This is a genomic window from Pseudomonas sp. M30-35 (genome assembly GCF_002163625.1).
Taxonomy (GTDB): domain Bacteria; phylum Pseudomonadota; class Gammaproteobacteria; order Pseudomonadales; family Pseudomonadaceae; genus Aquipseudomonas.
The window spans coordinates 2,628,214-2,653,652 of sequence record NZ_CP020892.1 but is presented as its reverse complement, the minus strand read 5'-3'; the positions used below and the strand labels follow the sequence as shown (position 1 = coordinate 2,653,652).

Here is a 25,439-nt window from a genome sequence, read left to right as displayed (position 1 = left end):
GAGCAGATTCAATCTTCGTTTAGCTCGCCAGTGCGACTTTTTTCAAGCTCATCGCACGCATCCTGAATCATGTGCTCGGTAATCTCGATTTCATGACCTTGCTCATCGATGATCGCGCCACCGACAGGCTTGTCTTGGTCGGAGTCGTTGCTTTGGTTTTGCGGGGTTGGGCTGTTCATGACCGGTCTCCTCAGCAGATTGCGTCGATCAAACTACAGCGGTAATTGGAGGCACCACCCAATTGGACAGTTTCGCGGTGCTATGCGTAGTTATGCTTTGACGTAGGATTACTCTGCCAAAAAAGTCCCGTACTTGGAAAGTCGGGAAACACTGAATTTGCATAAATTACGGCATTATTTTGGAGTTTTTGTATGTCGCGCTTTCACATTGGGTTAATTATCAACCCACTCGCTGGTCTCGGTGGTCCTGCTGGCCTTAAGGGCAGTGATGGTGTTGCTGAGCAAGCACTGGCGCTGGGTATTGAACCAAAAGCTGCGCTGAGAACGCGCACGGCCTTGAATTGTTTGGTCGAGCTTAAGGATCGGGTTGAGTTTGTGACCTTTCCCGGCAGCATGGGCGCGGATTTGCTGGCTGAAATGGGTTTTCCTCATCGTGTCTTCGGTACGATTAACCCGCAAGCAACGACAGCGGATGACACTCGCAAGGCCGTAGAACTGTTGCAGGATGCAGGTGTGGCCCTGATTTTATTCGCAGGCGGCGATGGCACTGCGCGTGACATCTGCGCGGCGGCGCGCGAAGGTCAGCCGGTATTAGGTATTCCTGCCGGGGTGAAAATCCATTCCGGGGTCTATGCCATCAGCCCGCGTGCAGCGGGGGAATTGACTTCACGGTTGGTCACTGGCGGTTTAGTACGCCTGGCAAGTGGTGAGGTGCGCGATATTGATGAGTCAGCGCTACGTGAGGGGCGTGTCACTGCGCGCTGGTACGGCGAGCTGAGCGTGCCGCAAGAGGGCGGTTATGTGCAGCAGGTTAAGCAGGCGGGCGTTGAGTCAGAGGAGCTGGTGCTTAATGATTTAGCCGCGTGGCTCGAAGAAAGTTGGGAGCAGGACGTGCGCTACATCTTCGGCCCAGGCTCGACCCTACATGGCCTGGCGCAGAATCTGGGCCTGGACACCACACTGCTGGGCGTGGATGTGATCGAGAACGGCCAATTGCTGGCCAGCGATGTAACCGAGGCGCAGTTGTATGCGCTGGTGGCTGATCACCCGGCGCGCCTGCTGATCACCGCCATCGGCGGCCAGGGCCATATCATCGGTCGTGGTAATCAACAGATCAGCCCAAGGGTGCTACGCGCCGTCGGCCTTGAACACCTGCGGGTGGTCGCCACCAAACGCAAACTCGGCACACTGCAAGGGCGTCCGCTCTTGGTCGACAGCGGCGACGTAACGCTGGACGATGCCTTTCCCGATGTAGTGAGGGTGTGGGCCGGTTATAAGGAAGAGCTGCTGTATCCCCTGAGTCGATAGGAGGTCGCGATGCGGGTCGTGAGTGTGTTGCTTATCTGGCTGCTGGCCTTTGCCGCACAAGCCATCGAAGCGGATAAACTGGTGCTGGCTGCACGTCAGCAGGTGGGCGTGACTCTAAGTTATGATCCGGCTTACCGTCGCTTGAGTTACCCCAATGGCGATGTGCCGATTAATACCGGTGTATGCACCGATGTGCTGATTCGTGCACTGCGCGAGCAAGGGCTGGATCTGCAGCAGGCGGTCCATCAGGACATGCGCGCGAACTTTCGCCTGTACCCGAAGAATTGGGGGTTGAGTCGCCCCGACAGCAATATCGACCACCGTCGTGTGCCGAACTTAATGACCTGGTTCAAGCGTCAGGGCTGGGCGCAGCAGCTTGATCAGGATGCTAAGGGCTATCGCCCCGGTGATATCGTCACTTGGGATTTGGGCGGCGGTCTGACCCACATCGGCATTATCAGCGACCGCCACGCGAGCAGTGGTGTGCCCTTGGTGCTGCACAATATTGGTCGCGGAACTCAGGAAGAGGATATCCTGTTCAACTTCAATATTACCGGTCACTACCGTATTCCCAAGGCCTGAGAACTGCGCAGAGGAGTTGGACATGGCACCACCTTTTATCCAAGCCGGCGAGCGCGTGGTGTTGTTTGATGGGGTGTGCAAGCTGTGCAACGGTTGGGCGAAGTTTCTGATTCGCCACGATGCCGAGCAGCGCTTTCGTCTGGCCTCGGTACAGTCGACCGAGGGTCAGGCGCTATTGGAGTGGGGCGGTTTGCCCATCGATCATTTCGATAGCATGGCGTTGATCGAGAATGGCCAGATACTGCTGCGTTCGGATGCGGTGCTGCGTATCGTCGGTCAGTTGCCCGGGCCTTGGCGGTACTTGGGCTGGTTGCGCTTGATTCCACGGCCCATACGTGACTGGTGCTATGACCGTATTGCGCTCAATCGCTACCGGTTATTTGGCCGTTATGATCACTGCCTGCTGCCAAGCGCCGACCATGCGCGGCGCTTCTTGCATGAGTGATCCTCGTCTACGACAGATCGCCTGGCTGGCGCGTATCGTCCTGGCGCTGGTGTTTATCTGGCACGGTTTGGTGCCGAAGATACTCTGGCTAAGCCCCGATGAGCTGGCGATGATCCAGGCCCACGGTTTGCCAGCCCCCGAGTGGGTGGCGCGCATTGCTGGCTTGACGGAAATCGCACTGGGTTTGTTGCTGCTTTGGCAGCGTCAGCGCTGGCCTTTGCTGTTGGCTGGCGTGCTATTGATTGGGCTGCTGCTTGATGTAGCGCTGTTGAGTCCCCATCTACTGCTACAGGCGTTCAATCCGCTGTCGACCAATCTTGCCGCCCTGGCGTTATGTTGGGTGGCCTGGCGGGCGGAAACGCCACAATCAATCGCCTCTTAATTAACCGGCGTCAGCGCCCCTGCGAGCCTTCATGCTTTCGATCCTGTCTTCCCGCCAGCGCAATGCCGTGCGCATGGCCTGGCGCTTTATCGCGCCGTATCGCGGTCGCGTGTTCGGGGCCTTGCTGGCGCTGATCTTTACCGCTGCGATTACATTGTCTATTGGGCAAGGCATTAAACTGCTGGTCGATCAGGGGTTAGCCACTCAGTCACGCGAGGCGCTGGAGCATTCGATTGGCTTGTTCTTTGTGCTAGTGCTGGCTTTGGCCTTCGGCACCTACACACGGTTCTATCTGGTTTCGTGGCTAGGGGAAAGGGTGGTTGCGGATATACGCAAGCGGGTGTTTAACCACCTTATCGGCCTGCATCCGGGCTTTTACGAGAGCAATCGCAGCTCGGAGATACAGTCGCGCCTGACTGCCGACACCACGCTTTTGCAGTCGGTCATTGGCTCATCGCTATCGATGGCCTTGCGCAACCTGATCATTATGATTGGGGGCGTGGTTTTGTTGATTATCACCAATCCCAAACTCAGCGCAATTGTGTTGGTGGCGCTGCCTTTGGTGGTCGCACCGATTCTTATTTTTGGACGACGGGTGCGCGCGCTCTCGCGCCAGAGCCAGGATCGTGTCGCCGATGTCGGCAGCTACGTCGCCGAGGTGCTTGGGCAGATTAAAACGGTTCAGGCTTACAACCACCAAAGCGAAGATATGCGCCGGTTTGCGATATCCGCTGAGGCTGCTTTCGATACCGCTCGCCAACGCATTGCTCAGCGCGCGTGGCTGATTACTGTGGTTATTGTGTTGGTTCTTGGCGCTGTCGGGGTGATGCTGTGGGTTGGCGGAATGGATGTGATCGAAGGGCGCATTACCGGCGGTGAGCTGGCAGCGTTTGTGTTTTATAGCCTGATTGTGGGCTCATCATTCGGCACGCTGAGTGAGGTTATTGGCGAGTTGCAGCGCGCCGCTGGCGCTGCCGAGCGAATAGCCGAGCTATTGCAGGCGCGCAATGAAATTACGGCGCCGGCTACAAATAAGTTGACCTTGGCGCAACCGGTCCAGGGTCGTATAGAACTGCAAAACCTACGCTTTGCCTATCCGACACGGCCTAACAGTTTCGCTGTCGATGGTATTGATCTGCTCGTCGAACCGGGGCAAACAGTTGCCTTGGTTGGCCCATCGGGAGCCGGTAAGTCGACATTGTTTGATTTGTTGTTAAGGTTTTTCGACCCGCAACAAGGGCGCATCCTGGTTGACGGCTTGCCGATTGAGCAGCTTGATCCGAGTGATTTAAGGCAGTGCTTCGCGCTGGTCTCGCAAAACCCAGCACTGTTCTTTGGCACGGTTGAAGACAATATTCGTTACGGTAAAACGCAGGCCAGCTACAGCGACGTGGAAGCCGCCTCGCGTGCCGCGCATGCTCACGAGTTCATCATGAAGCTGCCGGAAGGCTATCAAACCCACTTGGGTGATGCCGGAATCGGCCTGTCTGGTGGTCAGCGCCAACGTTTGGCCATCGCCCGCGCATTGCTGCTGGATGCGCCGATACTGCTGTTGGATGAGGCCACCAGCGCTCTTGATGCCGAGAGCGAACACTTGATCCAGCAAGCACTGCCGCGACTGATGCAGGGCCGCACCACGCTGGTGATTGCTCACCGGTTGGCGACAGTTAAAAGCGCTGAACGCATTGCGGTCATTGAGGCGGGTAAACTCGTGGCAATTGGCTCACATCAGCAATTGATCAGCACTAGCCCGCTGTATGCGCGCTTGGCTGAGCTGCAGTTTTCAGACCCAGAAATGAGCGACTCTTAGCCTTGGTTCTGCAAATCAATAGGCTTGGCCTGCGGCCTGATGGTGGCTGCCGCCCCGGCTGAGGCGAGAATGATACAACTGATGGCCAGCCACTGAGTGAAATGCAGTTGCTCGCTTAGAAACAGCAAGCCAGTAAGCGCTGCAATCGCGGGCTCAAGGCTCATCAAAATGCTGAAAGTACGAGCGGGCAAGCGCGTAAGGGCGATCATCTCAAGGCTGTAAGGCAGTGCAGATGACAGCACTGCTACTGCCAGCGCGATCGGCAGCAAATCAACGTTGTACAACGCTGAGCCGGCCTGCCACATGCCAATCGGGATGACCAATGCGGCAGCGACCAAAGTACCTAAACAGGCGGTATGTTTGCCATGTGCGGCGCCGGCTTTTTGGCCGAACACTATGTAGGCTGCCCAGCAAAGCCCTGCGCCTAGCGCAAACGCCATCCCTAGTGGGTCGAGTGCTTGCTCGGACTGGTTGCTTGGCAGTAATAACCACAAACCTGCAACCGCCATCGCCACCCAGACAAAGTCGAGCAAGCGCCGCGATGAAAGCAGGGCCAAGGCCAATGGCCCGGTGAATTCGAGCGAAACAGCAATGCCCAGCGGGATGGTTTTCAGCGACATGTAAAACATCAGGTTCATGCCACCCAGTGCAAGCCCGTAAGCCAACAATGCTTTGCATGAGCCTAAACTTAAACGCGCTTGCCAGGGGCGCATGATGATCGCCAAAATGATCGCGCCGAAACCCAGGCGTAAGGCGGTTGTGCCTTCTGGACCAATCAACGGAAATAAACTTTTAGCCAGCGATGCCCCGCTTTGAATAGACACCATCGCCACCAAGAGTAGGGCGATAGGTAGCACAATGGCGGTAGCAGGTATGGCGCGTGGCATCATGAGTTCCAAATCAAATACGGGTGTAATAAAAAACCGGCCCGTGCAGGCCGGTTGTCGAGCCATCGCGCAATTAGCGATATTCGCAGAGGTAAGCCGTTTCTACTGCGACTTTAAGCTTGAACTTGCTATTGGCCGCTACGGTGAATTTGCTACCCGCTTCATAGGTTTCCCAGCTCTCAGAGCCAGGTTGCTGCACGGTCAGCGCACCCGCCACAACGTGCATGACTTCGAGTTGGCTGGTGCCAAACTCGTAGTCGCCAGCCGCCATTACGCCGATAGTGGCCGGGCCTTCAGCCATATCGAAAGCAATAGATTTGACGGTGCCGTCGAAGTACTCGTTCACTTTGAACATATGCAAATCCTCGAAAGGGCTGAAAAAGGGTCGCCAGTATGCCGAAGCCTGATCGGGTCGTCATCAGCTTTGAATAGGTAAAACCAAAGGCAGTAATCGAGCAGTATTACGTGCATCGCAGAGCGCACGGTGTTGTTGTCCGCTGAAATTGATCCCGGAGAGTTGCAGCGCAGTATGCAGGCCAACAGGACGCTGCAGTTTTCGCGCTTGGGCAAAGGTTTTTTTTAGGTTGAGGTGATTAACCTTACTCAAATGGCTTGTGAGCTTTTGCAGTTGCCAGTCTTGCTCGAGTTGGCGGCGGTCATACTCACCCCAGCTGGCCCAGCCGACCAAGCGTGAATGATGCTGACTGAGCCAGCGTTCAAAAAGCGGCCAAATCTCGGCTAAAGGCACTGCGCTGTCGACGTTGGCTTGGCTGATGTGGGTTAAATCTCGACAAAACTTCGTAAGGTGAGGGCGCCTGACTGGTTTTACAAAGCGTTGGAAATGATCAACCTCATGGCCGTCAGCGTTAACCATGCTGGCGCCGATTTCGATGATTTCCATTTCCTCAATAGGCCAACCGCCTTCCTCTGTAGTGGCTTCCAGGTCAATCACTAACCAATGTCCCATAGGCTCTCCATGAGCGAGTGTGCGCATTCGCACCGCAGGCAAACGTATATTAGGTTTTAGGACAATCGCGGCAGTATGCAAGTGCCCAACTATTGCGATAAAACGCGTGTTAGGCTTCTGCTAAATCAACTGGAGGTATCAAATGGCCAATGTAGCCTTTGTTGGGTTGGGTGTTATGGGTTATCCCATGGCTGGGCATCTGGCGCGCGACGGTCACCAGGTGCGTGTTTACAATCGCTCGGCCGCCAAGGCTGAAAAATGGGTTGATGAATACGCCGGTGAACGTGCGGCTACGCCACGTGAGGCTGCACAAGGCGCTGACTTGGTAATGGTTTGTGTCGGTAATGACGACGATCTGCGCAGTGTCGTGCTCGGTGATGATGGCGCACTGGCGGGCATGCAGGCGGGTAGTGTGTTAGTTGATCACACCACAGCATCAGCGACGGTTGCGCGCGAGCTTGCAGCGATTGCTCGAGAGCGTTCAGTCGGGTTTCTGGATGCGCCAGTTTCCGGCGGACAGGCAGGCGCACAAAATGGTGTGCTGACGGTAATGGTTGGCGGTGAGCAGGCCGACTTTGATCGTGCGCAGCCAGTTATTGACGTGTATGCAAAAATGGTCCGCTTGATGGGCCCGGCGGGTAGCGGTCAGTTGACCAAGATGGTCAATCAGATTTGTATTGGCGGCCTGGTGCAGGGTTTGTCCGAGGCGCTGCACTTTGCTCAGTGTGCTGGGCTTGATGGTCTGGCGGCGATGGAAGTCATCAGTAAGGGCGCTGCGCAATCGTGGCAGCTTGAGAATCGCCATAAAGCCATGCTTGAGGGTGAGTTTGACTTCGGTTTTGCGGTCGATTGGATGCGCAAAGACTTATCAATCCTGCTCACGGAGGCGCGTAGCAATGGCGCACAGCTACCGGTGACTGCGCTGGTTGATCAGTTCTACGCTGATGTTCAAGCTGCTGGCGGCGGTCGCTGGGATACTTCAAGCCTGATCTCGCGACTCAAGCAGACAAAGAACTCCTGAGCGGTTTTGTTGCCTTAATATCGGGCGCCATGATCATGCTTGTGGCGCCCGGTTGTTCAACCCCTGATATTGATCAATAAGTGTTTCAGGCACTGCTAATTCTGCCCGTCAGTGGGTAAAATCGGCGATATGCTTTGATTATGCATTTTTTAGGGTTTATTGATCATGAAATGCCGTGCTGGCTGTGGCGCTTGCTGCATCTCACCTTCTATTAGTTCATCGATTCCGGGTATGCCCAATGGCAAGCCTGCAGGCGTGCGCTGCATTCAGTTGGATGCAGCCAACTTTTGCATGATCTTTGGCCAGCCTGATCGTCCGGCAGTGTGTTCTGCATTCAGCGCCGATATTGATGTTTGCGGCGACACTCAAGAAGACGCAATACGTTTGCTTGCCTGGCTTGAGGGCTCTACAGCTGCGGCGTGTTAATTAATTACCAGCAGGCAAAAGCCTGGGAGAGATAATGGCTCTATTTACACGGTTATTGGTGGGTGGTGTTGCAGTCTTGGCTGTTAATGCCGCGCATGCTCAAGACTGGAAACTGGTGAAAGACGAGGCAGGCATTAAAGTTTACCTGAGCGATGTGCAGGGCTCTGAATACAAAGCTTATCGTGGAGTGACCACGGTTAAAGCCGACATGCCGACCCTGCTCAAACTGCAGGATGATTCTGTGGGTTCGTGCGCATGGATTTATGAGTGCAAAATGCAAAAAATGCTTAAGCACGAAGGTAATAAAGCTTGGATCTATGCGCAATTTAATACGCCTTGGCCGGTAACCCCGCGTGACTCGGTAATGCAAGTGACCACTGAGCAGGGCGCCGATGGTGGAGCGAAACGCTTGATGCAGGGTGTGCCTGACTATTTGCCAGAAGAGAAGGGATTTGTCAGGGTTAGTCAGTTGGACGGTAGCTGGGTATTCACCCCGAAAGCAGCAGGTGAAGTTGAGGTTGTGTATGAAGTGCATACCGAGCCGGGTGGCAGTGTGCCGTCATGGCTGGCCAACAAATTTGTTGTCGATGCGCCGTTCAATACGTTGAAAAGCTATCGCGAGCTGGCCGAGAAAAAATAGTTTCTCTGCTTTCTGGTTCGGCTAACTGGCTCTGAAATAGATTTAAGCTTGTTTCACCCTAACGCCCGATGCAGTGCATCGGGCGTTTTATTTTGTAATGCCCAGGGTTGTGCTTGGTTATAGGTCGTGAGTGAGCCGTCCCTTCAACTCTCATGTGTTAGTCAGTGCCGCTAACTGGATTATCGAGGGCTGAGGGCTGGGAGTGTATAGGACGTAATGGAAAGCATGCTTTACATGGAGGTTGATTGGCGATAATGTAAAGCTTACTTTACTTTATGGGGTTGCTATGAAGACGTATTTATTGCGCCTTGGCGCTGCGCTGATTGTCTATGTTGTGGTGCTGGTAGCGTCGCTAGTCATGCTTGCGCACCATGAGCATTCGGCGTTAGTGCTGCGTGTAGCTTTGACCTTGGCCCCAATGATACCGGCGGGTTACATGTGCTGGGTTATCGTAGATCAGCTTCAGCATCTGGATGAAATGCACTTGCGTATACAGTTCGAGGCGCTTGCGTTTGCTTTTGCTACCTCGGCATTGCTGACTTTTAGCTACGGCTTTTTAGAGAATGTAGGCGCGCCGCATCTACCTTGGTTTTGGGTTTGGCCGATCATGGGCTTAATGTGGATAGTCGGATTGCTGATCAGCACGCGTCGCTATCAATGAAAAACAAACTTAAAGAGCTGCGTGCCGAACGTAAGTGGTCGCAACAGGATCTGGCCACTCGGTTGGCTGTCTCAAGACAAACCATTAATGCAATTGAAAATGGTCGCTACGACCCAAGCCTGCCGTTGGCGTTCCAGATATCTCGGGCTTTTCAATTGCCCATCGAAAGTATTTTTGATGATGAGTTTGCTGTGTAGAACCGCTGTTTAGGCGGATAGCGCGTATAAAAAAGGCTGCCAATTGGCAGCCTTTTTGCGCGATTAAATCAGCCTTGGTGGCTTATTTTTTGATATCGCGTTGCTCTTTGCCGGTGTACAGCTGGCGTGGACGGCCGATTTTGTACGGGCTTTCGAGCATTTCTTTCCAGTGCGAGATCCAGCCAACAGTACGTGCCAGTGCGAAAATCACAGTGAACATGCTGGTTGGGATGCCGATCGCTTTAAGAATGATGCCTGAGTAGAAGTCTACGTTCGGGTACAGCGAGCGCTCGATAAAGTATGGGTCGGTCAGTGCGATCTCTTCGAGACGCATTGCCAGCTCCAGTTGCGGGTCATTGGTGATGCCCAGCTCTTTAAGAACTTCGTCGCACGTCTGCTTCATCACGGTGGCGCGCGGGTCGCGGTTTTTATAAACGCGGTGCCCGAAGCCCATCAGTTTGAATGGATCGTCTTTGTCCTTGGCTTTGGCAATGAAGGTGTCGATGTTTGAAACATCGCCAATTTCATCGAGCATGCTCAGTACGGCTTCGTTGGCGCCGCCGTGAGCAGGCCCCCACAGAGCAGCGATACCGGCAGCGATGCAGGCAAACGGGTTGGCGCCAGAGGAGCCCGCCAAGCGAACGGTCGAGGTCGATGCGTTCTGTTCGTGGTCGGCGTGAAGGATAAATATTTTATCCATCGCTTTGGCCAGAACGGGGCTGATCGGCTTAATTTCGCAAGGCGTGTTGAACATCATGTGCAGGAAGTTTTCAGCGTAATTAAGATCATTACGCGGGTACATCATGGGCTGGCCCATGGAGTACTTGTAAGTCATCGCTGCAAGGGTCGGCATCTTGGAGATCAGGCGCATGGCCGAAACTTCACGGTGATGCGGGTTCTTGATATCCAGCGAGTCGTGATAGAAGGCGGAGAGGGCGCCGACAACACCACACATAATAGCCATTGGGTGAGCATCACGACGGAAGCCGTTGAAGAAGGTCTTCAGCTGCTCATGAACCATGGTGTGGTTCTTTATGGTGCTTACAAATTGAGCTTTTTGCGCTTCACTAGGCAATTCGCCGTTCAGCAGCAAGTAGCAGGTTTCCAGGTAGTCAGCTTGCTCGGCGAGCTGCTCAATTGGATAACCGCGGTGCAGCAGAATGCCCTGTTCACCATCAATGAAGGTGATTTGCGACTCGCAAGACGCAGTGGACATAAAGCCTGGATCAAAAGTGAAGCGGCCCGTGGCTGTTAAGCCTCTTACATCGATTACATCGGGACCAACGGTGCCGGTTAAAATAGGCAGCTCGACGGGGGCAGCGCCCTCGATGATTAACTGCGCTTTTTTGTCAGCCATGTGTGGCCTCCTAGTTATGCTTGGTATCATCAGACAGCCCCCCACGCAGGGCCCGCACCACTATAGAGGGATAAATTCTAAAGTCAATTTGCGAAAACTCTATGCGCTAGAGCGTGTGGGCTACTGTTTATTAAGGATAAGTTGCGCTTTTACGTGATTTAAATAATCCGCGCAATCCGTACTAAGGTGTGGGGGGGTCCGTTGTCATTAGTAACCTAACTGTCTATACTCTGCGGCCAACCACTAAGGGCTTTTGACCCTGTATCTGGTGGTTTTCACTCCTTGGGTGATGGGTACCTGACCAGTGCACCTCCCGACAACTTTGCCCTGCAACTTCGGGGCTCTCAGTGTGATAAAAAAAGCCGTGAATAGCCAACGACCTGTAAACCTAGACCTTAGGACTATCAAGCTCCCAATCACCGCTTACACGTCCATTCTTCACCGTATTTCCGGTGTCATCCTCTTTGTCGGCATTGCCGTGCTGCTTTATGCACTCGACAAGTCGCTTGCTTCAGAGGAAGGCTTCGCAGAGGTAAAAGAATGTTTGACTAGCCCTTTGGCTAAGTTCGTGATTTGGGCATTGTTGTCCGCCTTGCTGTATCACCTGGTGGCTGGCGTACGCCACATCATCATGGATATGGGCATCGGTGAATCGCTTGAGGGCGGTGCATTGGGCTCGAAAATCGTACTCGCTGTCGCAGCGGTCATGATCCTGTTGCTGGGGGTATGGATATGGTAACCAACGTCACTAACTTGTCGCGTTCTGGTCTGTATGACTGGATGGCGCAGCGTGTTTCAGCTGTCGTTCTCGCGGCTTATGTATTGTTTTTGCTGGGCTTCGTGATTGCCCATCCTGGTATGGGTTATGCCGATTGGCATGGTCTGTTCTCCAATAAAGCAATGCGCATTTTCAGCTTGCTGACTTTAGTTTCACTTAGCGTTCATGCATGGGTTGGTATGTGGACAATCTCCACTGACTACCTGACCAGCATGGCTATCGGTAAGTGGGCTACTGCCGTGCGTTTTCTGTTCCAGGCTGCGTGTGGCATCGCCATGTTCGCGTTTTTCGTCTGGGGCGTGCAGATTCTTTGGGGTATCTGATCCATGACTAGCATTCGTACACTTTCTTATGACGCCATCATCATCGGTGGCGGCGGTGCAGGCATGCGTGCCGCACTGCAATTGGCTCAAGGCGGTCACAAAACCGCAGTTGTCACCAAGGTATTTCCAACACGCTCGCACACAGTGTCGGCGCAAGGCGGTATTACCTGTGCGATCGCTTCGGCTGATCCGAACGATGACTGGCGCTGGCACATGTACGATACCGTTAAAGGCTCCGATTACATCGGTGACCAAGACGCTATCGAATACATGTGTTCTGTAGGTCCTGAAGCTGTGTTCGAACTTGAGCACATGGGCTTGCCTTTCTCGCGTACCGAACAGGGCCGCATCTATCAGCGTCCATTCGGTGGGCAGTCGAAAGATTTCGGTAAGGGCGGCCAGGCTGCTCGTACTTGCGCAGCCGCTGACCGTACTGGTCACGCACTGTTGCACACCCTTTATCAGGGCAACCTCAAAGCAGGCACCTCGTTCCTTAACGAGTGGTACGCAGTTGATCTGGTGAAGAACCAGGACGGCGTTATCGTCGGCGTTATTGCTATTTGCCTGGAAGACGGTGAAACCGTTTATATCCGCGCCAAGGCTGTTGTTCTGGCAACTGGTGGTGCTGGCCGTATCTACTCGTCTACCACTAACGCCCTGATCAACACCGGTGACGGTATTGGCATGGCGCTGCGTGCAGGTGTTCCGGTTCAGGACATCGAAATGTGGCAGTTCCACCCGACCGGTATTGCCGGCGCTGGGGTACTGGTAACTGAAGGCTGCCGTGGTGAAGGTGGTTACCTGATCAACAAGCACGGCGAGCGATTCATGGAGCGTTATGCTCCGAACGCCAAAGACCTTGCTGGTCGTGACGTTGTTGCGCGTTCGATGGTTAAAGAGATCATTGCCGGTAACGGTTGTGGTCCTGACGGCGATCACGTAATGCTGAAGATGGATCACCTGGGCGAAGAAGTCCTGCTGAGCCGCCTGCCAGGCATCGTTGAGCTGTCGAAAACCTTCGCTCACGTTGACCCAGCTGTTACGCCGATTCCTGTTGTTCCGACTTGCCACTATATGATGGGCGGCGTTGCCACCAACATTCATGGTCAGGCGATTACTCAGGATGCCAACGGCAACGACAAGATCATCGAAGGTCTGTTTGCTGTTGGTGAAGTGGCGTGTGTATCGGTCCATGGTGCGAACCGTCTGGGCGGCAACTCGCTGCTCGACTTGGTGGTATTCGGTCGTGCGGCTGGCCTGCACCTCGAAAAATCGCTTAAAGAAGGCGTTGAGCATCGCAATGCCAGTGCTACTGACATTGAACAGTCGCTTAGCCGTCTGGCGGGTGTTAACGAGCGCACCACTGGTGAAGACGTAGCACCGCTGCGTAAAGAGCTGCAAAGCTGCATGCAAAACTACTTCGGTGTATTCCGCACTGGCGAATACATGCAGAAGGGTATTGCCCAATTGGCCGACCTGCGTGAGCGGATCGCCAGCGTTAAGATTGCGGACAAGAGCCAAGCTTTCAACACTGCACGTATCGAAGCCTTGGAACTGCAAAACCTTCTCGAAGTTGCTGAAGCGACTGCGGTCGCTGCTGAGACCCGTAAAGAGTCTCGCGGTGCTCATGCTCGTGAAGATTTCGAAGAGCGTGACGATGAAAACTGGTTGTGCCATTCCATGTACTTCCCAGGTGAAAAGCGTGTAACCAAGCGCGCCGTCAACTTCTCGCCGAAGACAGTTCCTACGTTTGAACCCAAGATCCGGACTTACTAAGGGTGGCTGATATGTTGCAAGTAAGTGTTTATCGCTATAACCCTGAGAGCGACTCTGCGCCGTTCATGCAGGATTTCCAGGTTGATACAGGCGGTAAGGACATCATGGTTCTTGACGTACTGGCTCTGGTGAAAGAACAAGACGAAGGTTTCTCTTATCGTCGTTCTTGCCGTGAGGGCGTGTGTGGCTCTGACGGTATGAACATTAACGGCAAAAACGGCCTTGCTTGCATCACGCCGCTGTCGGCTGTGGTGAAAAACAACAAGCTGGTGATTCGTCCGTTGCCTGGTTTGCCGGTTATTCGTGACCTCGTTGTCGATATGAGCATCTTCTATAAGCAGTACGAGAAGATTCAGCCGTTTTTGCAGAACGACACGCCAACGCCAGCTATCGAACGCCTGCAGACGCCGGAAGAACGTGAGAAGCTAGACGGGTTGTATGAGTGCATTCTGTGCGCTTGCTGCTCGACCAGCTGCCCTTCGTTCTGGTGGAACCCTGATAAGTTCCTGGGTCCTGCGGCACTGCTGCAAGCCTATCGTTTCTTGGCTGATAGCCGTGACACAAAAACAGTTGAACGTTTGTCTGCATTGGATGATCCATTCAGTGTGTTCCGCTGCCGTAGCATCATGAACTGCGTAAGCGTTTGCCCTAAGGGTTTGAACCCAACCAAGGCAATCGGCCACATTCGCGGCATGTTGTTGCAAAGCGGTACTTGATTCACCGAGTTCTGCTAGACCTGCAACGCCTGCGGTATCGTGTTGAATGCGATGCCGCAGTTATAGCCAGAATCACAGCCCACAAAGCTGTGGTTCTAATTTGAAATATTATGACGACCAGCAGGGGCATCTGGGCCGGAGCCCGGACTATCTGCGGGATCCGTGGTGGCTTTACCGAGGTCGCTGCATCAAGACTTCGAAAGCCCACACGGTTTCTACGCCGGTGGTGTCCCCTAACCGAGGGTGACCAAGCATGCAAGAAAGCGTGATGCAGCGCATGTGGGACAGCGCCCACCTATCCGGTGGAAACGCTGCCTATGTGGAAGAGCTCTATGAGCTTTACCTGCACGATCCCAACGCTGTGCCAGAAGAGTGGCGCACTTACTTCCAGAAGTTACCGGCCGATGGTGGCGCCACAACAGACGTATCGCATTCCACGATTCGCGACCATTTCGTGCTGCTCGCAAAAAACAAAGCGCGTGCGCAACCGGTTTCAGCCGGTAGCGTCAGCAGCGAGCACGAAAAAAAGCAAGTCGAGGTTCTGCGTCTGATTCAGGCCTACCGCATGCGTGGTCATCAGGCTGCGCAGCTTGATCCGCTGGGTCTCTGGCAGCGCCCGCTGCCAGCTGATCTGTCGATCAATCACTACAGCCTGACTGACGCTGACATGGACACCACGTTCCGCACGGGTGGTCTTGTCATCGGCAAGGAAGAGGCGAGTTTGCGTGAAATTCTCGAAGCGTTGCAGCAGACATATTGCCGCACGATTGGCGCAGAGTTCACCCATATCGTCGATTCTGAGCAACGTAGCTGGTTCCAGCAGCGTCTGGAAAGCGTTCGTGGTCGTCCCCAATATTCAGCAGAAGTGCAGGGGCATGTGCTTGAGCGCCTGACTGCGGCTGAAGGTCTTGAAAAGTACCTCGGCACCAAATATCCAGGCACCAAGCGCTTTGGTTTGGAAGGTGGTGAGAGCCTGATCCCGTTACTGGATGAGATCATCCAGCGCAGCGGCTCTTACGGCACCAAAGAAATTGTCATCGGCATGGCCCACCGTGGCCGTCTCAACGTATTGGTCAACACGTTCGGCAAGAACCCACGTGATCTGTTCGACGAGTTCGAAGGCAAGAAAACCGAAGGCCTGAGCTCGGGTGACGTTAAGTATCACCAGGGTTTCTCCTCGAACGTGATGACTGCTGGTGGCGAAGTTCACCTGGCGTTGGCGTTCAACCCTTCGCACCTTGAGATTGTCTCCCCGGTAGTTGAGGGCTCAGTACGCGCCCGTCAAGATCGCCGCAGCGACAATGTGGGTGACAAGGTTCTGCCGATTTCCATCCACGGTGACGCTGCATTTGCAGGTCAGGGCGTGGTTATGGAAACCTTCCAGATGTCGCAGACTCGCGGCTTCAAGACTGGCGGCACGATCCATATCGTTATCAACAACCAAGTTGGTTTTACCATCAGCCGTGTAGACGATGCTCGCTCCACCGAGTACTGCACTGATGTTGCGAAAATGATCCAGGCGCCGATTTTCCATGTAAATGGTGATGATCCGGAAGCTGTATTGTTTGTCACGCAAATGGCTGTTGATTACCGCATGCAGTACAAGCGAGACGTAGTTATTGACCTCGTTTGCTACCGTCGTCGCGGCCACAACGAAGCCGATGAACCCAACGGCACTCAGCCACTGATGTATCAGCAAATCGCCAAGCAGCGCACTACACGTGAGCTGTACGCTGAAATGCTGGTCAATGCATCGCGTCAGACTGCTGAAGATGTTCAGGCCAAGAGTGATGAATACCGCGCAGCACTGGATAACGGTCAGCACGTTGTTAAGAGCTTGGTTAAAGAGCCTAACAAAGAGCTGTTTGTCGACTGGCGTCCGTATCTGGGCCACGCCTGGACTGCCCGTCACGACACCCGTTTTGATCTGAAAACCCTGCAAGAGCTTTCGGCCAAGCTGCTGGAAACTCCAGACGGCTTTGTGGTTCAACGTCAGGTGTCGAAGATCTACGAAGACCGCCAGAAGATGACTGCCGGTGCGCTGCCGATCAACTGGGGCTACGCCGAGACCATGGCTTACGCAACCCTGTTGTTTGAAGGCCATCCAATTCGCATCACCGGTCAAGACGTGGGTCGCGGTACGTTCTCGCACCGCCATGCTGTTTTGCATAACCAAAAAGACGGCACTCCCTACATTCCACTGCAGAAGCTTTATGACGATCAGCCAGAATTTGATCTGTATGATTCGTTCTTGTCTGAAGAAGCAGTGCTGGCCTTCGAATACGGTTATTCCACCACCACGCCAAATGGCTTGGTTATCTGGGAAGCGCAATTCGGTGACTTCGCTAACGGTGCTCAGGTTGTATTCGACCAGTTCATCTCCAGCGGCGAAACCAAGTGGGGCCGTCTCTGTGGTCTGACCATGCTCCTACCGCATGGTTACGAAGGGCAGGGGCCTGAGCATTCCTCGGCGCGCCTGGAGCGTTATCTGCAACTTTGTGCCGAGCACAACATGCAGGTTTGCGTACCGACCACGCCAGCTCAGATCTACCATTTGCTGCGCCGTCAGGTTATTCGTCCGCTACGCAAGCCATTGGTCGTATTGACGCCTAAGTCGCTGTTGCGCCACAAATTGGCAACCTCGACATTGGAAGATTTGGCTGAAGGCTCGTTCCAGACGGTTATTCCAGAGATTGATCCAATCGATCCGAAGAAAGTTGACCGTGTGGTGATGTGCAGCGGCAAGGTCTATTACGACTTGCTCGAAAAGCGTCGCAATGAAGGCTTGAACAACATCGCAATCGTACGCCTAGAACAGCTCTATCCGTTCCCGGAAGATGACCTGACTGAGGCTCTTGCTGTCTATAAGAACCTCAAGCACATCGTCTGGTGTCAGGAAGAGCCGATGAACCAAGGTGCTTGGTATTGCAGCCAGCATCACATGCGCCGTGTTGTTACTGCGCACAAGAAAACCCTGGTTCTTGAGTATGCCGGCCGTGAAGGCTCTGCATCTCCAGCATGCGGTTATGCATCGTTGCACGCCGAGCAGCAGGAAAAACTGCTGCAGGACGCTTTTACTGTTTAACGCCTGAGCGCAAGAGGCGGCCTGAGTAGGCCGCCTCGTTGAAAACCGAATTTAAGGACACACACAATGGCTATCGATATTAATGCCCCAACTTTCCCGGAATCGGTTGCTGACGGTACCGTTGCGACTTGGCATAAAAAGCCTGGCGACGCAGTCAAGCGCGACGAACTGATCGTTGACATCGAGACTGACAAAGTCGTTATCGAAGTGTTGGCTGAAGCCGACGGCGTTATCGCGGAAATCGTTAAAAACGAAGGCGACACCGTACTGAGCAACGAACTGCTGGGTCGCCTGAATGAAGGCGCAGCCGCGGCTGCTCCAGCTGCTGCTTCGGCACCCGAAGCCAAGAAAGATGAAGCACCTGCCGCAGCACCAGCTGCCGCAGGCGACGATGACCAGATTCTATCGCCTGCTGCACGCAAGTTGGCTGAAGAGAATGGCATCAGCCCAAGCAGCATTTCCGGTACTGGCAAAGGCGGCCGCGTCACTAAAGAAGACGTAGTTGCTGCTGTTGAAGCCAAGAAAAATGCTCCTGCTGCCAAGCCTGCTGCTGCCGCAACTGCTAGCGCTCCAGTGACAGCTGCTGGTGATCGTGTTGAAAAGCGCGTACCAATGACTCGCCTGCGTGCGAAGGTTGCTGAGCGTCTGGTTGAAGCACAGTCGAACATGGCTATGCTGACCACTTTCAACGAAGTCGACATGACTGAAGTCATGGCCCTGCGTTCGAAGTACAAAGATCTGTTCGAGAAGTCGCACAACGGCGTACGCCTGGGCTTCATGTCGTTCTTCGTTAAAGCGGCCACCGAAGCACTTAAGCGCTTCCCGGCAGTCAACGCTTCGATCGACGGCTCCGATATCGTTTACCACGGTTATGCTGACGTTGGTGTAGCAGTATCGAGCGACCGCGGTCTGGTTGTACCGGTACTGCGTAACGCCGAATCGATGAGCCTGGCTGAAATCGAAAACGGCATTGCGACCTACGGTAAAAAGGCCCGCGACGGCAAACTGTCGATTGACGAGATGACTGGCGGTACCTTCACCATCACTAACGGTGGTACTTTTGGTTCGATGATGTCGACGCCGATCGTTAACCCGCCGCAAGCTGCTATCTTGGGTATGCACAACATTCTGCAACGCCCGATGGCGATCAATGGTCAGGTTGTTATTCGTCCTATGATGTACTTGGCGCTGTCTTACGATCACCGCCTGATCGATGGTAAGGAAGCCGTGACCTTCCTGGTGACCATCAAGAACCTGCTGGAAGATCCTGCGCGTCTGCTGCTGGATATCTAAACCCAGTTTCTCCCTCGGCGGCTCTCACAAGGAGCCGCCCGGTTTATTTGAGAAGGAATCAGTAATGTCTCAGAAATTCGACGTGGTAGTCATCGGTGCCGGCCCTGGCGGTTATGTAGCTGCAATCAAGGCGGCTCAACTGGGCTTGAAGACTGCCTGTATCGAGAAGTATCAGGATAAAGCGGGCAAGATCGCTCTTGGTGGCACTTGCCTGAACGTAGGTTGCATTCCTTCTAAAGCACTGCTCGACAGCTCGTGGAAATACCACGAAGCACAGGAAGGCTTTGCTATCCACGGTATCACTGCCAAAGGCGTGACCATGGACGTGCCTGCAATGGTTGGCCGTAAGGACACCATTGTTAAGAACCTGACTGGCGGCGTTGCCACCCTGTTCAAAGCCAATGGCGTCACTCTGCTGGAAGGCCATGGCAAGCTGCTTTCGGGCAAGCAAGTTGAAGTCACCGCGCAAGATGGCACTACTCAGATTGTTGAAGCCGGTAATGTGATCATCGCTTCGGGCTCCAAGCCGATCGATATTCCACCAGCACCGGTTGATCAAGACGTAATCGTCGACTCGACTGGCGCTCTGGATTTCCAAGCTGTACCGAAAACCCTGGGCGTTATCGGCGCTGGCGTTATTGGTCTGGAGTTGGGTTCGGTATGGTCGCGTCTGGGTTCGCAAGTGACTGTTATCGAAGCTCAGGACAAGTTCCTGCCAGCGGCTGATGATCAGATCTCCAAAGAAGCGATGAAAACCCTGACCAAGCAAGGTCTGAAAATTCTGCTGGGCGCACGCCTGACTGCTTCTGAAGTTAAGAAGAAGCAAGTGACCGTGAGCTTCACTGACGCCGATGGCGAGCAGAAGATGACCTTCGATAAGCTGATCGTAGCGGTTGGTCGTCGCCCAGTTACTACTGAATTGCTGGCAGCTGACAGCGGTGTTGATCTGGATGAGCGCGGTTTCATCTTCGTCAATGACCAATGCGAAACCAGCGTTCCAGGCGTCTACGCCATTGGTGACGTAGTTCGTGGTGCAATGCTCGCGCACAAGGCCTCGGAAGAGGGCGTGATGGTTGCCGAGCGTATCGCTGGCCATAAAGCGCAAATGAATTATGACTTGATCCCATCGGTTATCTACACTCACCCGGAAATCGCGTGGGTTGGTAAAACCGAGCAGCAGCTCAAGGCTGACGGTATTGCTGTTAACGTGGGCACGTTCCCATTCGCGGCCAGCGGTCGTGCAATGGCTGCAAACGATACCGGCGGTATGGTTAAAGTTATTGCTGATGCCAAGACTGATCGCGTGTTGGGCGTTCATGTCATTGGTCCAAGCGCTGCTGAGTTGGTTCAGCAGGGCGCAATCGGCATGGAATTCGGCACCAGTGCCGAAGATTTAGGGATGATGGTGTTCTCGCACCCAACCCTTTCCGAAGCGTTGCACGAAGCGGCATTGGCAGTGAATGGCGGTGCTATTCACGTTGCTAATCGCAAAAAGCGCTGAGTGAATAACTATTAATCCTTGGGACTGCCAAAACGGCAGCCCCAGCGATTACTGGATAAAAAGAACCACGACTGCGGCCCGTGTTTAACATTGGTTAAGCGCGGAATGCACGTCGGACTGCTCAAGATGGCGGTCACAGGTGGTGCGGCATTAATGTGCAGCACCGAATGCGCAATACCTAAACGAAGACGGTAGACAAGCATGAATCTCCACGAGTATCAGGGTAAGCAGCTTTTCGCTGAATACGGCCTGCCCGTATCCCAAGGCTTCGCAGTAGACACCCCAGAAGAAGCCGCAGAAGCTTGCGACAAAATCGGTGGCAGTGAGTGGGTTGTTAAAGCCCAAGTTCACGCTGGCGGCCGCGGTAAAGCGGGCGGCGTGAAGCTGGTCAAGAGCAAAGAAGATGCTAAGGCATTTGCAGCCAACTGGTTGGGCAAGCGTCTGGTAACTTACCAGACTGACGCCAACGGCCAGCCTGTCAGCAAGATCCTGGTTGAGTCCTGCACTGACATCGCCAAGGAACTGTACCTGGGCGCTGTAGTTGATCGCTCCAGCCGTCGTATCGTGTTCATGGCGTCCACTGAAGGTGGCGTAGACATCGAGAAAGTGGCACACGACACCCCTGAGAAAATCCTCAAGGCAACTATCGATCCACTGGTTGGCGCTCAGCCATTCCAAGGTCGCGAGTTGGCTTTCCAGCTGGGCCTGGAAGGTAACCAGATCAAGCAATTCACTCAGATCTTCGTGGGTCTGGCCAAGCTGTTCCAGGACTATGACCTGGCTCTGCTGGAAGTGAACCCGCTGGTAATCAAGGCTGACGGCAACCTGCACTGCCTGGACGCCAAGATCAACATCGACAGCAACGCCATGTACCGCCAGCCTAAGCTGCGCGCTATGCATGACCCGTCGCAGGACGATCCACGCGAAGCCCACGCTGCCAAGTTCGAACTGAACTATGTTGCCCTTGAAGGTAACATCGGCTGCATGGTCAACGGTGCTGGCCTGGCCATGGGTACCATGGACATCGTCAACCTGCACGGCGGTCAGCCAGCCAACTTCCTTGACGTTGGCGGCGGTGCTACCAAAGAACGCGTTACCGAAGCGTTCAAAATCATCCTCTCGGATGACAATGTTAAAGCCGTTCTGGTTAACATCTTCGGCGGTATCGTTCGTTGCGACATGATTGCTGAAGGCATCATCGGCGCAGTGAAAGAAGTCGGCGTTAAAATTCCGGTTGTTGTTCGCCTTGAAGGTAACAACGCTGAGCTGGGCGCTAAAGTCCTGGCTGAAAGTGGCCTGAACATCATCGCGGCAACCAGCTTGACCGACGCTGCTCAGCAAGTCGTCAAAGCTGCGGAGGGCAAGTAATGAGCGTCCTGATCAATAAAGACACCAAAGTAATCTGCCAGGGTTTCACCGGCTCGCAGGGTACCTTCCACTCCGAACAAGCTATTGCCTACGGCACTAAAATGGTCGGCGGTGTAACACCAGGCAAAGGTGGTTCAACTCACCTGGGCCTGCCAGTGTTCAACACTGTTAAAGAAGCTGTAGAAACCACTGGCGCTACTGCCAGCGTTATCTACGTACCGGCTCCATTCTGCAAGGACTCGATCCTGGAAGCAGCAATGGGCGGTATCAAGCTGATCGTTTGCATTACCGAAGGTATTGCAACTATCGACATGCTTGAAGCCAAAGTTAAGTGTGACGAGCTGGGCGTTGTCCTGATCGGCCCTAACTGCCCAGGTGTTATCACCCCGGGCGAGTGCAAGATCGGCATCATGCCAGGCCACATCCACTTGCCAGGCAAAGTAGGCATCGTGTCGCGTTCCGGCACCCTGACTTACGAAGCTGTTAAGCAGACTACTGACGCCGGTTTCGGTCAGTCGACTTGCGTTGGTATCGGTGGTGACCCGATCCCAGGCTCTAACTTCATCGACATCCTGAAGCTGTTCCAGGAAGACCCGAAGACCGAAGCGATCGTTATGATCGGTGAGATCGGCGGTTCGGCTGAAGAAGAAGCTGCTGCTTACATCAAAGCCAATGTGACTAAGCCTGTTGTTTCCTACATCGCTGGTGTTACCGCTCCTGCGGGCAAGCGTATGGGTCACGCTGGTGCAATCATCTCTGGCGGCAAGGGCACTGCAGACGAGAAGTTTGCTGCTCTGCAAGACGCAGGCGTTAAAACCGTGCGTTCCCTGGCTGACATCGGCAAAGCCTTGGCTGAGCTGACTGGTTGGGAAGTCAAAAAAGCGTAATTGCTTTTTTGCTTAGAAAGAGGCCACCTTCGGGTGGCCTTTTTTATTGGGAAATCATTACCGGCGATGCACCGCGATCATCGCTAACTCATGGTGGACAAGCTTCGCGTTGTCACACCCTACGCGGGTAGGGTGGACGGCGCCATTTCCGTCTTTAGCGTGCGGCCAACTCAGCTTCCTGCATGAGTCTAATTCAGTCGGTACACATGAGTGGGCATAATCCGTATGCCTATCTGAAAGATGTGCTGACGCAGCGGGCAAGTAAGATTGACCAGTTGCTTGCGCACCAGTGGGTGCCAGCTTGAGTAATACAACGTGACTACGGCGCTTAGCGCCCTTCAATCACGCAGCGGTTTTGTCGGAACGTGGAGTTTTCGCGACGACTTTGCACAATGTACTTCTCCAATACTCGACAGAAATTGCCTGGTTTGGCGGTTGGATCGCAGACAGACGACGCGACATGTTAACGGCGCCGTTGCCGCAAGCTGCTTCATCTTGGCACGCGCCGATTTACGGGTAGTCCACATGAAGTTGAAAAGCTCAGGGAGGTTCCCTAGCTGTTCTGGGCAATCCTCTGGAAGGTCAGGGCGAGGGCTACCAAGCTGGGTCAAAGTTCTTAGAAGCACACGCCAAAACCGAAGTGCCGACGACCGATCAATCCATACTAGGAGATCGGCTCTGGCAATACGGTTGTCCCAAGTGGCCGAATGACCGCCTTCAAAAATCCACTGATCGCGAGCCTCAACCTCGTGACAAAGGCGAGTCTTCTCATCTGCGTTCCGCTCGACCCACCCCGGTTGCCAATGGATCGTGTCAATATGGGTAATCGGAAGACCGGTGTGCTTGCCCATCTCCCGAGCCAGCGTACTTTTTCCTGACCCCGGTTGGCCAATAATCATGACGCGCTGCATAGGAGCCCCTGCTCATTGAATATCCTGATCATACTGGGCAGTGTGATCGTCATCCAGCCTCCTTCATCAAGTAGAAAACATCGCACTTGCGGCCAGGGTCATCGGGCACGTGGATTTGCTAGGTGCTCACATTACCCAAGGCATGTGAGCGGTCGCTTTCTTTCCGTCCACCAATAGCCTAGCTGTGCATTGTCACGCCGAGCGACGCGCACAAAAAAGCCCGCTACAAGAGCGGGCTTTTTTACTGTGGGGCAGGGTGCTTAAACGATAACGCCCTGGCTACGCAGGTAATCATCGTAGGTGCCGCTGAAGTCGGTCACGCCGCTGTCGCTCAGCTCGATGATACGGGTGGCCAACGAGCCAACAAACTCACGGTCGTGGCTGACGAAAATCAGCGTGCCCGGGTAGTTTTCCAGCGCCAGGTTGAGGGCTTCGATGGATTCCATGTCCAAGTGGTTGGTCGGTTCATCCATGATCAGCACGTTAGGCTTGTTCAGGATCAGCTTGCCGAACAACATGCGGCCTTGTTCACCACCGGAGATGACCTTGACTGACTTGAGGATGTCATCGTTGGAGAACAGCATACGACCCAAGGTGCCGCGTACCAGCTGTTCGCCGCCTTGAGTCCACTGACCCATCCACTCGAACAGGGTGGCGTCATCTTCAAAGTCGTGGGCGTGGTCCTGTGCGTAGTAACCCAGCTCAGCGCTTTCCGTCCACTTGACCGTTCCTGCATCCGGGGTCAACTCACCCATCAAGGTGCGTAAAAGAGTGGTCTTGCCGATTCCGTTCGGGCCAATAATCGCGACGCGCTCACCTGCTTCAACGGTAAAGCTGAAGTTCTTGAACAGCGGCTTGCCGTCAAAACCCTTGGCCATATGTTCAACAGTCACTGCCTGACGATGCAGTTTTTTGGTCTGCTCGAAGCGAATGAAAGGGCTGATACGGCTCGATGGTTTGACTTCAGCCAGTTGGATCTTGTCGATCTGCTTGGCGCGTGAAGTGGCTTGCTTGGCTTTCGAGGCGTTGGCCGAGAAGCGGCTAACGAAGCTTTGCAGTTCGCTGATCTGCGCCTTCTTCTTGGCGTTGTCCGAGAGCAGTTGCTCGCGAGACTGAGTGGCCGCCGTCATGTACTCATCATAGTTACCTGGGAACAGGCGCAACTCGCCATAATCCAAGTCAGCCATGTGCGTGCACACGCTGTTGAGGAAGTGACGGTCGTGAGAAATGATGATCATGGTGCTGTTACGCGCCGTGAGAATATTTTCCAGCCAGCGGATGGTATTGATATCCAGGTGGTTGGTTGGCTCGTCGAGCAGCAGCACGTCCGGGTCGGAGAACAGAGCCTGGGCCAGTAAAACCCGAAGTTTCCAGCCAGGAGCAACTTCGCTCATCGGGCCAAAATGCTGGGCGAGGGGGATACCGAGGCCAAGAAGCAACTCACCGGCACGGGATTCGGCGGTGTAGCCGTCCATTTCAGCAAACTCGGTTTCCAGTTCGGCAACAGCCATGCCGTCTTCTTCAGTCATTTCTGCCAGCGAGTAAATGCGGTCGCGCTCAGCCTTGACCTGCCACAACTCAGCGTGGCCCATGATCACGGTATCGATCACGTTGAATTCTTCGTAGGCGAATTGATCCTGACGCAACTTACCCAGACGCACATTGGGCTCAAGCATCACCTGGCCACCCGACGGTTCAAGGTCGTCACCGAGGATCTTCATAAAGGTCGACTTACCACAGCCGTTGGCACCGATCAGGCCATAACGGTTGCCGTTACCGAATTTTACGGAAACGTTCTCGAACAGTGGCTTAGCGCCGAACTGCATGGTGATGTTAGCGGTGGAGATCAAAGGGCTTACCTATCAATAACTTAGAAGTGTCTGGATTAGCCTGATACCCATGTGATACCAAAACCTGGCTTTTCCAGTTAGCTCCAATC

26 protein-coding genes and 1 pseudogene are annotated in these 25,439 nt (G+C 54.2%); 20 read left to right on the top strand and 7 right to left on the bottom strand.

All coding sequences use genetic code 11. The annotated features are described in order from the left end of the window. Positions 1 to 8 precede the first annotated feature (8 nt). The gene (locus B9K09_RS22685) at positions 9 to 179 is read right to left on the bottom strand and encodes a PA1571 family protein (RefSeq protein ID WP_177408663.1); all 171 of its coding nucleotides are present in this window, start codon (positions 177 to 179) and stop codon (positions 9 to 11) included. A gap of 192 nt (positions 180 to 371) precedes the next feature. On the opposite strand from B9K09_RS22685, the gene B9K09_RS12100 reads away from it, so the two are divergent. Genes B9K09_RS12100 through B9K09_RS12080 form a run of 5 tightly spaced genes read left to right on the top strand, consistent with a single transcriptional unit; the run spans position 372 to position 4,706 of the window. Further along, entirely contained in the window at positions 372 to 1,487 is a 1,116-nt protein-coding gene (locus tag B9K09_RS12100) for an ATP-NAD kinase family protein (protein ID WP_087517037.1), read from the top strand. Positions 1,488 to 1,496: 9 nt separating this feature from the next. Continuing rightward, positions 1,497 to 2,069, top strand: a complete 573-nt coding sequence (locus B9K09_RS12095) for a DUF1287 domain-containing protein (RefSeq protein WP_087517036.1) — start codon at positions 1,497 to 1,499, stop codon at positions 2,067 to 2,069. Positions 2,070 to 2,091: 22 nt separating this feature from the next. After that, a complete protein-coding gene (locus B9K09_RS12090) occupies positions 2,092 to 2,514 on the top strand; it encodes a thiol-disulfide oxidoreductase DCC family protein (protein ID WP_087517035.1) in 423 nt (140 codons plus the stop codon). Then, positions 2,507 to 2,896, top strand: coding sequence for a DoxX-like family protein (locus B9K09_RS12085; protein WP_087517034.1), 390 nt, complete (start codon positions 2,507 to 2,509; stop codon positions 2,894 to 2,896). The genes B9K09_RS12090 and B9K09_RS12085 overlap by 8 nt, the downstream gene beginning before the upstream one ends. 31 nt (positions 2,897 to 2,927) lie before the next feature. Beyond that, positions 2,928 to 4,706: an ABC transporter transmembrane domain-containing protein gene (locus tag B9K09_RS12080; RefSeq protein WP_087517033.1), complete on the top strand. Its 1,779-nt coding sequence runs from the start codon at positions 2,928 to 2,930 to the stop codon at positions 4,704 to 4,706. Here B9K09_RS12080 and rhtA read toward each other — a convergent pair. The 3 genes from rhtA to B9K09_RS12065 form a co-directional block, all read right to left on the bottom strand. Next, positions 4,703 to 5,593 (bottom strand): threonine/homoserine exporter RhtA, encoded by an 891-nt coding sequence (gene rhtA / locus B9K09_RS12075; protein ID WP_177408725.1) that lies wholly within the window; start codon positions 5,591 to 5,593, stop codon positions 4,703 to 4,705. The genes B9K09_RS12080 and rhtA overlap by 4 nt on opposite strands. A gap of 73 nt (positions 5,594 to 5,666) precedes the next feature. Beyond that, entirely contained in the window at positions 5,667 to 5,948 is a 282-nt protein-coding gene (locus tag B9K09_RS12070; protein WP_087517032.1) for a pyrimidine/purine nucleoside phosphorylase, read from the bottom strand. Positions 5,949 to 6,011: 63 nt separating this feature from the next. Beyond that, positions 6,012 to 6,560 carry an exonuclease domain-containing protein gene (locus B9K09_RS12065; RefSeq protein WP_087517031.1) on the bottom strand — a complete coding sequence of 183 codons (549 nt, stop codon included), beginning with the start codon at positions 6,558 to 6,560 and terminating at the stop codon, positions 6,012 to 6,014. A 142-nt stretch (positions 6,561 to 6,702) separates the two neighbouring features. Here B9K09_RS12065 and B9K09_RS12060 point away from each other — a divergent pair, with 142 nt between their 5' ends. The 5 genes from B9K09_RS12060 (at position 6,703) to B9K09_RS12040 (ending at position 9,505) form a co-directional block, all read left to right on the top strand. Beyond that, entirely contained in the window at positions 6,703 to 7,581 is an 879-nt protein-coding gene (locus B9K09_RS12060; RefSeq protein ID WP_087517030.1) for an NAD(P)-dependent oxidoreductase, read from the top strand. A gap of 165 nt (positions 7,582 to 7,746) precedes the next feature. Then, a complete protein-coding gene (locus B9K09_RS12055; RefSeq protein ID WP_087517029.1) occupies positions 7,747 to 8,007 on the top strand; it encodes a YkgJ family cysteine cluster protein in 261 nt (86 codons plus the stop codon). Between the two features lie 34 nt (positions 8,008 to 8,041). Further along, a complete protein-coding gene (locus B9K09_RS12050) occupies positions 8,042 to 8,647 on the top strand; it encodes an START domain-containing protein (protein ID WP_087517028.1) in 606 nt (201 codons plus the stop codon). Positions 8,648 to 8,933: 286 nt separating this feature from the next. Then, positions 8,934 to 9,308, top strand: coding sequence for a hypothetical protein (locus tag B9K09_RS12045; RefSeq protein ID WP_087517027.1), 375 nt, complete (start codon positions 8,934 to 8,936; stop codon positions 9,306 to 9,308). Next, the gene (locus B9K09_RS12040) at positions 9,305 to 9,505 is read left to right on the top strand and encodes a helix-turn-helix transcriptional regulator (protein ID WP_087517026.1); all 201 of its coding nucleotides are present in this window, start codon (positions 9,305 to 9,307) and stop codon (positions 9,503 to 9,505) included. Before B9K09_RS12045 ends, B9K09_RS12040 begins: the two co-directional genes overlap by 4 nt. Before the next feature lie 82 nt (positions 9,506 to 9,587). Here B9K09_RS12040 and gltA read toward each other — a convergent pair whose 3' ends face one another. After that, on the bottom strand, positions 9,588 to 10,862 hold the full coding sequence (gene gltA / locus B9K09_RS12035; RefSeq protein ID WP_087517025.1) for a citrate synthase: 1,275 nt from the start codon (positions 10,860 to 10,862) through the stop codon (positions 9,588 to 9,590). Between the two features lie 352 nt (positions 10,863 to 11,214). On the opposite strand from gltA, the gene sdhC reads away from it, so the two are divergent. From sdhC to B9K09_RS11980, 10 genes and pseudogenes are all read left to right on the top strand, one after another. Further along, positions 11,215 to 11,601, top strand: coding sequence for a succinate dehydrogenase, cytochrome b556 subunit (gene sdhC / locus B9K09_RS12030; protein WP_176443230.1), 387 nt, complete (start codon positions 11,215 to 11,217; stop codon positions 11,599 to 11,601). Then, complete coding sequence (gene sdhD, locus B9K09_RS12025; RefSeq protein WP_087517024.1) at positions 11,595 to 11,963, top strand: succinate dehydrogenase, hydrophobic membrane anchor protein; 369 nt, start codon at positions 11,595 to 11,597, stop codon at positions 11,961 to 11,963. Before sdhC ends, sdhD begins: the two co-directional genes overlap by 7 nt. A gap of 3 nt (positions 11,964 to 11,966) precedes the next feature. Next, a complete protein-coding gene (gene sdhA, locus B9K09_RS12020; protein ID WP_087517023.1) occupies positions 11,967 to 13,739 on the top strand; it encodes a succinate dehydrogenase flavoprotein subunit in 1,773 nt (590 codons plus the stop codon). Positions 13,740 to 13,750: 11 nt separating this feature from the next. Continuing rightward, the gene (locus B9K09_RS12015; protein WP_087519081.1) at positions 13,751 to 14,455 is read left to right on the top strand and encodes a succinate dehydrogenase iron-sulfur subunit; all 705 of its coding nucleotides are present in this window, start codon (positions 13,751 to 13,753) and stop codon (positions 14,453 to 14,455) included. A 253-nt stretch (positions 14,456 to 14,708) separates the two neighbouring features. Further along, positions 14,709 to 17,540, top strand: coding sequence for a 2-oxoglutarate dehydrogenase E1 component (locus B9K09_RS12010; RefSeq protein WP_087517022.1), 2,832 nt, complete (start codon positions 14,709 to 14,711; stop codon positions 17,538 to 17,540). A 66-nt stretch (positions 17,541 to 17,606) separates the two neighbouring features. Then, complete coding sequence (gene odhB, locus B9K09_RS12005; RefSeq protein WP_087517021.1) at positions 17,607 to 18,833, top strand: 2-oxoglutarate dehydrogenase complex dihydrolipoyllysine-residue succinyltransferase; 1,227 nt, start codon at positions 17,607 to 17,609, stop codon at positions 18,831 to 18,833. 64 nt (positions 18,834 to 18,897) lie between these two features. Beyond that, positions 18,898 to 20,334, top strand: coding sequence for a dihydrolipoyl dehydrogenase (gene lpdA, locus B9K09_RS12000; RefSeq protein WP_087517020.1), 1,437 nt, complete (start codon positions 18,898 to 18,900; stop codon positions 20,332 to 20,334). A gap of 201 nt (positions 20,335 to 20,535) precedes the next feature. Continuing rightward, positions 20,536 to 21,702 carry an ADP-forming succinate--CoA ligase subunit beta gene (gene sucC / locus B9K09_RS11990; protein ID WP_087517018.1) on the top strand — a complete coding sequence of 389 codons (1,167 nt, stop codon included), beginning with the start codon at positions 20,536 to 20,538 and terminating at the stop codon, positions 21,700 to 21,702. Next, the gene (gene sucD, locus B9K09_RS11985) at positions 21,702 to 22,589 is read left to right on the top strand and encodes a succinate--CoA ligase subunit alpha (RefSeq protein ID WP_087517017.1); all 888 of its coding nucleotides are present in this window, start codon (positions 21,702 to 21,704) and stop codon (positions 22,587 to 22,589) included. Before sucC ends, sucD begins: the two co-directional genes overlap by 1 nt. A 170-nt stretch (positions 22,590 to 22,759) precedes the next feature. Next, a pseudogene (locus tag B9K09_RS11980) lies at positions 22,760 to 22,894 on the top strand (transposase domain-containing protein); the annotation flags it as partial. Positions 22,895 to 22,927: 33 nt separating this feature from the next. On the opposite strand, the gene B9K09_RS22820 reads toward B9K09_RS11980, so the two are convergent. Both B9K09_RS22820 and B9K09_RS11970 read right to left on the bottom strand, forming a co-directional pair. Continuing rightward, positions 22,928 to 23,500, bottom strand: a complete 573-nt coding sequence (locus tag B9K09_RS22820) for an AAA family ATPase (RefSeq protein ID WP_087517016.1) — start codon at positions 23,498 to 23,500, stop codon at positions 22,928 to 22,930. A 260-nt stretch (positions 23,501 to 23,760) separates the two neighbouring features. Next, positions 23,761 to 25,350, bottom strand: a complete 1,590-nt coding sequence (locus B9K09_RS11970) for an ABC-F family ATPase (protein ID WP_087517015.1) — start codon at positions 25,348 to 25,350, stop codon at positions 23,761 to 23,763. Positions 25,351 to 25,439: the final 89 nt, after the last annotated feature.